The sequence below is a fragment of the Micromonospora sp. C81 genome, assembly GCF_018070425.1.
GTDB lineage: Bacteria > Actinomycetota > Actinomycetes > Mycobacteriales > Micromonosporaceae > Micromonospora > Micromonospora zamorensis.
In genome coordinates this window covers 1-5,866 of record NZ_JAGPXS010000040.1, presented here as the reverse complement: position 1 = coordinate 5,866, position 5,866 = coordinate 1, and the positions used below count along the sequence as shown (strand labels likewise).

The following is a 5,866-nucleotide window of genomic DNA, read 5'->3' as shown; positions in this document are numbered from 1 at the left end:
CTTCACCACCATCGACCAGGCCGGCCTCGACCACGTCGCCGACGAACTCAACGACCGCCCCCGCATGACCCTGGGCTGGGCCACCCCAGGTGAGAAGATGACCCAGCTCCTAGGTGTTGCAACCACCAGTTGAGCCCGCCCGGGTAACGGAAACTGTCCAAGATCTCGATGCTCGCGTGGGTCATGCGGCTGGCGACGCCGGCCGTCAGTCCTTCTCGATGGTGACCTTGCTGGGCTTGGCGCTGCGCTCGTCGGTGGTCGGCTTGCTGGGCCGCTTGCCGTTCTCACCGGTGCTGGTGATCTTGGTCGGCTTGGCGCCACGGCCACCCTCGCCCGGAACGGCGGCCACGGTGGGCTCCCCGTCCACCCCGGCGCTGGCCGCGCCTCCGTCGACGGTGGTCACCGGCTCGGCCACCGGTCGGGTCGTGGACTGCCCGGCACCCTCGGCCCCGGCGTTCACCGGCTGCCGGGTGTCGGCAGGCTCGGTCTTGAGGCCGGTAGCCGCACCCGACCCGGCCGGCGTGCCCGCATCGACGGTCGCCGCATCTGAGACGGTCGCCGCGTCAGGGACGGTCGCCGCGCGGGACACGGTCGCGCCGTCGTCCCCGTCGTCAGCCGCGCTCCGGCTCGCACCGTCACCGGCGGCCGGCGCGGTCGGGCCGTCGATCGGCCCCGCGACGCTCTGCAACCGCAGCTCAGCCATCTGCCGCTGGAGCTCGTCGGACTCCTGCCGGGACTTCCACGTCTCCTGCCGAAGGTCAGCGAGCTGCTGCTGGGCCTGGGCGATCTCCAACATCACCTGGGCGAGCTGCTGCCGGCCCGCCGCCGACTCCTGCTGGGTGGCCGCCAGGTGCTGCTGAGTGGTGGCCAGGTGCTGCTGGGTGGTGGCCGCGTACTCCTCGAACTGCCGGCGGGAGGCGGCGACATGCTCGTCGGCCTTGCGGCGCTTGTCGCCGGCCTCGGTCTCGGCCCGGCGCAGCAGCTCGGCGGCCTCCGCCTCGGACCGCTGGCGCAGCGCCGCCGCGGCCTGCTCGGCAGCCTGCCGGATCCCGGCCGCGCCCTGCTCGATCTCGTTCTTGCGGGCCGTGTATTCGGTCTCCAGCTCGTTCTTGCGGCCGGAGTATTCGGCTTCCAGCTCGTCGCGGCGAGCGGTGAAAGCCGTCTCCATCTCCTGCTGACGGCTGGTGAACCCGGTCTCCAGCTCCTGCTGGCGGGACTTGTGCTGCTTTTCCAGCTCGTCGCGACGCTTGGCGTACTCCTGCTCGGCCGTGGCCCGCCGCTGCGCCAGCTCCCGGTCGGCCGCCTCCCGCCGGGAGTTGACCTCCTGCTCCACCCCGGCCCGCCACGCGCCCAGCTCCTGCTGGGTCTGCGCCCTGGCGTGCTTGACGTACCCCTCGGTCTCGGCGCGCATCCGCTGCACGTACGCCTCGGTCTCGGCGCGGTTGCGCTTGGCCGACTCGGAGGCCTGCGTGGTCAGCCGCTCCGCCTCCTGCTGGGCCTTGGCGCGGGTGGCACGGCCAGCCATCGACGCGTCGTCGATGATCTGCTTGGCCTCCTGCTGCGCCTTGGCGTGGGTGGCACGGCCGGCCTCGGTCGCGGCGTCGGCGAGCCGCTTGGCCTCCTGGAGGGCCTTGGCGTGCACCTCCTTGGCCGCCTCGCGCAGGTCGCTGGCCTCCTGCCGGGCATTGACCAGTGCCTCACGAGCCGACTCGCGCAGCTTGGTCGACTCCTGCTGGGCCCGGGTGTGGATCTCCTTGGCGGAGTCGCGTAGCTGGGTGGCCTCCTGCTGGGCCTTCGCCAGCGCGTCCTGCGCCGCCTTACGCAGCTGTGCCGACTCGTCCTTGGCAGCCCGCAGGGTCGCGTCCGCCTCGGCCCGCTTGGCGGTGCTGTGCCGCTCCTCCTCCGCGCGGCGCGCGGCGAGGGCGATCTCGAAGTCCTTCAGAGCCCGCGATGCCTGCTCGCGGGCCTCTTCGATGATGTGCTCAGCGGCGTTGCGGCGGGCCTCGATCTCCCCGTTCGCATCGGCCAGGATCTGCTCGGCCTGCTCCTCCGCGAGAGTGAGGATCGACTCGACCCGCGGACCGAGGTGCCGGAACGAGGCGCGGTCCACCACGTTCATCTGCTTGCGCACCTGAGTCAGGTCGCGTTGCAGCACCTCGACCTGGCCGGCGAGCTTGTGGATCTGTGTGTACGCCTGTTCCCGTTCGGAGGCGAGGGTCGCGATCTCGTGCTCGGCACGCGCGACATACCGGTCGACCTGTTTCTTCTCGTACCCCCGCAGAGCGGACTCGAAGCTGGGCTCCGTCGTCACGTCCCCGCCGAGAGCGAACAGTTCCTCGCCGTGCGACATGCCCCCATCCTCACACGCAACGGGCCCTGCTGGGGCGATACGGACGGGCCTTGTGCGAGCTACTTCACTCCGTTGCGAGCGGGAGATTCCACGAACTGGGAAACGCATACGGCGCGAGGTGGAACCGGTCACCCGGTGTCACCTCGCGCCGTTCGATGCCCCGACCTGACGGCCTCGCGTCAGCCAGCGGACTCCGCGGGGACCCGGTCCTGACCGCCCTCGGTCTTCTTGGCCTCCGGCTTGGGCGCGGGAGCGGCAGCGGCCGGCATGCCCGGAACGATGCCGGCGAGTCCGGAGAGCATCTGGCCCAGCTGCGACGTGACCGCGTCCTTCTGCCGAGTGAGGTCATCGACCTCGCGGCGGGCGGCCTGCGTGGTCAGCTCCGCCTCGGTGCGGGCCTCGGTGAGCAGGCGCTGCGACTCGGCCTTGGCCTCGTTGAGCGTCTTCTCGGAGTGCGCCTTGGCCTTGTCGACCGTCTCGGCGGCGTTGCGCTCCGACTCGACCCGCCGGGCCTCGGCGCGCTGCTCGATCTCCTTGGCACGCTCCTGCGCGGCCCGGGCACGCTGCTCGGCCTCGCTGACCAGCTTCTGGGTCTGCGCGACCTGGGCGGCGTGGCGCTCGGACTCCTCGCGCTCGGCCTTCTCCCGCCGCTCGGCGAGCTGGAGCTCCAGGGCCTGAAGGTCCTTGTCCCGCTTGTCCCGCGCGTCGGTCAGCAGCTTGGTCGCCTCGGCGCGCTTCTCCTCAGCCTCGCGGGCGGCCTTGGCCCGCTGCTGGGTGATCTCGCGCTCGGCGGTGGCGCGGAGGGTGGCCACCTCCCGCTCGACTGTCGACTTCAGCTCGGCCACCTCGTGCGCGGTGACGGTGCGAAGCTGCTTGGTCTCGCGGTCGGCGTCCGCGCGCAGCGTGTCGGCCTCGCGGCGGGCCTGCACCCGGACCTCGGCGGCCTCGCGCTCGGCGGCCGTACGCAGGTTGCCGGCCTCGCGCTCGGCGCTGGCCTTCATGGCCGCGGCCTCGGCACGTGCCTTGTCGGTGATCTCGCGAGCCTCGAGGCGGGCGGCGGAGAGGATGCCCTCCGACTCGCGCTTGGCCTCGTTGCGGTGGTCGTTGGCCTGCTCCTCGGCGAGCCGGAGGATCTGCTCGACCCGGGTGCCGAGCCCGGAGAGCGTGGGCCGGCTGTTTTCTTCGAGCTGCTTGTTCGTGTCGGTGAGCTTCTGCTCCAGCGCGCTCATGCGCTGCTCGGCCTGGCGGAGCCGACGCTGGGCGTCGTTCATCCGCTGCTCGGCCTCGGCACGGGCCTGCTCGGACTGGGTCAGCGCGGCGGTCATCCGGCCGAGGAAGTCGTCGACCTGGTGAGTGTTGTATCCGCGTAGGCCTACGGTGAAATCTGGCTGCGAGTTCGCGTTATCGAAGAACGCGAGAGGGGAGGACTGCTGCTGGGGCATTGGGACATACTGGCAGACGCCCCAGGGTGCTTCGCAAGAGCGGTGCGGAGCTTTCGTGCCCTCTTTACATGGTCAACTTCCGCGATCGGCAGAGCCGGACCAATCGGCGATCTTGGCAGGTCCCGGGCGGGACGGGCACCATGCCGCGTGATCCGGAAAAGGGCCCCGGGGTTACCCCGAGGCCCTTTGTTCGATCCGAGCAACCGCACGCTAATCGGGTTGGAAGAACAATGGCCGATCACCGCATTGGCCATCCACCGCTCATCCGTCCGGCTGGTGTCCAGGTCAGTGCCCCGAACCGGCGTGCGCCGGTCAGTGCCCCCGGAACCGGCCGTGCGCCGGTCAGTGCCCGCCAGAACCGGCCTGCGCCGGTCAGTGCCCCCGGAACCGGCCGTGCGCCGGTCAGTGCCCGCCAGAACCGGCCTGCGCCGGTCAGTGCCCCCGGAACCGGTTGATCGCGTCCTCGTGCTGGGCCCGCAACTCCCCGTCGCGTACGCCGAGGCCGTCGGTCGGTGCCAGGCAGCGCACCCCGACCTTGCCCTGGTGGGCATTGCGGTGCACCTCGTACGCGGCCTGACCGGTCTGTTCCAGCGGATAGGTGCGGGACACCGTCGGGTGCACCCTGCCCAGTGCGACAAGGCGGTTGGCCTGCCACGCCTCGTGGTAGTTGGCGAAGTGGCTGCCGACGATCCGCTTGAGGTGCATCCACAGGTAGCGGTTGTCGTATTGGTGCTGGAAACCGCTGGTGGACGCGCAGGTGACGATGGTGCCACCGCGCCGGGCCACGTAGACGCTGGCGCCGAAGGTCTCCCGACCGGGGTGCTCGAAGACGATGTCCGGGTCCTCGCCGCCGGTCAGTTCGCGGATCCGCTCGCCCAGGCGCTTCCACTCGTTCGGGTCCTGGGTCTCCTCGTCCTTCCAGAACCGGAAGCCCTCCGCGGCCCGGTCGATGACCAGGTCCGCGCCCATCCGGCGGCACAGCTCGGCCTTCTCCGGCGAGGAGACGACGCAGACCGGGATCGCGCCGCCGTTGAGCGCCATCTGGGTGGCGTACCCGCCGAGGCCACCGGAGGCGCCCCAGATCAGCACCACGTCGCCCTGCTTCATGTTGGCACCGTGGTGCGAGACGAGCTGCCGGTACGCGGTGGAGTTGACCAGCCCCGGGCTGGCCGCCTCCTCCCAGCTCAGGTGTCGCGGCTTCGGCATCAGCTGGTTGGCCTTGACCACCGCCATCTCGGCCAGCCCGCCGAAGTTGGTCTCGAAGCCCCAGATCCGCTGCTGCGGGTCGAGCATGGTGTCGTCGTGCCCGGCCGCGTCCTCCAACTCGACGGAGAGGCAGTGCGCGACCACCTCGTCGCCGGGTGCCCACCGGGTCACCCCAGGGCCGGTGCGCAGCACCACGCCGGCCGCGTCCGAGCCGACCACGTGGTACGGCAGGTCGTGCCGGCGGGTCAGCTCGGAGAGCCGGCCGTAGCGCTGGAGGAACTTGAAGGTGGACACCGGCTCGAAGATGCTGGTCCATACGGTGTTGTAGTTGATCGCGCTGGCCATCACCGCGATCAGTGCCTCGCCCGGCGCCAGCTCCGGTGTCGGCACCTCCTGCACGTGCAGCGCCTTGCGCGGGTCCTTGTCCCGGGTGGCCATGCCGTCGAACATCCGGGACTCCTCGGCGCGGACCACCACACCCCGGTAGCTCTCCGGTACGGGCAGCCCGGCGACGCCGGCGAGCTCGCGGTCCGGGTCGTTCGATTCCTCCGCCGCCATGATCGCTTCGAGGATGTCCTGCACGGTGACCTCCGGTTCGTCCGCACCCGAATGGGCCGGGGTGCTGCCATCGTCGGCGCCGGTGGGGCACGACCACCATGTCGGCATTCGACACATCCGACCCCGGTCGCGCTCCTGTGTGGCGGACGTTACTGAACGGTAGCTAAAGCCGGAAGTCCTGTGTGAAAAACTGCATCCGCCGATGCGTGAAGCTGCCCGGCCGCCCCACCAACCGAGCACTGACGTGCGCCCCGACCGCAACCCACCCCCCACTGACCCCCTACCCCACCTCCCCCTGCCCCCGCACGCC

The 5,866-nt window shown here is 70.9% G+C and carries 3 protein-coding genes; all 3 read right to left on the bottom strand.

Annotated elements, in window-relative coordinates; translation table 11 throughout:
• Positions 1-205 precede the first annotated feature (205 nt).
• Positions 206-2,350, bottom strand: a complete 2,145-nt coding sequence (locus KBX46_RS32175; protein WP_210795855.1) for a hypothetical protein — start codon at positions 2,348-2,350, stop codon at positions 206-208.
• A 179-nt stretch (positions 2,351-2,529) separates the two neighbouring features.
• On the bottom strand, positions 2,530-3,792 hold the full coding sequence (locus KBX46_RS32170; protein WP_210795853.1) for a DivIVA domain-containing protein: 1,263 nt from the start codon (positions 3,790-3,792) through the stop codon (positions 2,530-2,532).
• Positions 3,793-4,224: 432 nt separating this feature from the next.
• On the bottom strand, positions 4,225-5,580 hold the full coding sequence (gene ccrA / locus KBX46_RS32165; protein WP_210795857.1) for a crotonyl-CoA carboxylase/reductase: 1,356 nt from the start codon (positions 5,578-5,580) through the stop codon (positions 4,225-4,227).
• Positions 5,581-5,866: the final 286 nt, after the last annotated feature.

Excerpts from the sequence above, each read along its gene's own strand:
- KBX46_RS32170 (WP_210795853.1), bottom strand. The coding sequence starts at position 3,792 with ATGCCCCAGCAGCAGTCCTCCCCTCTCGCGTTCTTCGATAACGCGAAC.
- KBX46_RS32175 (WP_210795855.1), bottom strand. The coding sequence starts at position 2,350 with ATGTCGCACGGCGAGGAACTGTTCGCTCTCGGCGGGGACGTGACGACG.